The sequence below is a fragment of the Motilimonas pumila genome, from assembly GCF_003596335.1.
Classification (GTDB): Bacteria; Pseudomonadota; Gammaproteobacteria; order Enterobacterales; family CBDFNC01; genus Motilimonas; species Motilimonas pumila.
Window position 1 is genome coordinate 1 of the sequence record NZ_QZCH01000129.1, and the last position, 741, is coordinate 741.

Annotated in this window: 1 protein-coding gene; it reads right to left on the reverse strand. The window is 43.7% G+C overall.

What is annotated here, in order from left to right; genetic code table 11:
* The coding region (locus D1Z90_RS20860; RefSeq protein ID WP_158587211.1) for an AMP-binding protein at positions 1-741 on the reverse strand (741 nt) is incomplete at both ends.

Sequence of the window (741 nt, forward strand, 5' to 3'; positions counted from 1 at the left end):
CACTAAATCGCCCGTTTTATACAAACGCTCACTGCTATCTGGGTTGGATTTGTCATAAAACGGATTATCAATGAACACTTGTGCTGTTAAATCTGGCCTATTGAGATAACCTCGGGTTACTCCCTCTCCACCAATAAACAATTCCGCTGGCGCTCCTTCTGGCGCTATCTGTAATTGTTCATTCAGTAAATAAACCTGTGTATTCGCAATAGGTAGTCCCATCGATACTTGACCATCTGTCGCGCTCACTTGCTTAACACAAGACCAGATGGTTGTTTCTGTTGGACCATACATGTTCCACAGCTCAGTGGAATCAAAGGCTGTTAGTTTGGAAGCAAGCGATTCACTCAACGCTTCTCCGCCACAAAGTACTTTTATAGCTGATGTCGGTTGCCATTGGCCATCAACCAACATTTTCCAGGTAGCAGGAGTGGCTTGCATCAGGTTAACTGAGTATCTATTTATAAGCGTTATCAAAGCATGACTGTCTGATACCGCATTCTTTGAGGCAATAACTGTTTTTGCCCCCACAGCCAATGGCAAAAATAACTCCAAGCCGTGGATATCGAATGATGTTGATGTAACAGCTAACAAGCAATCACTACTATTGATGCCAGGTTTGCTTTGCATGCTGGATAAGAAGTTAACAACATTAGCTTGTGTGACCATAACCCCTTTGGGATTACCCGTTGAGCCTGAGGTGTAAATCACATAAGCAAGGTGGTTGGAGTTGAGTCCCAG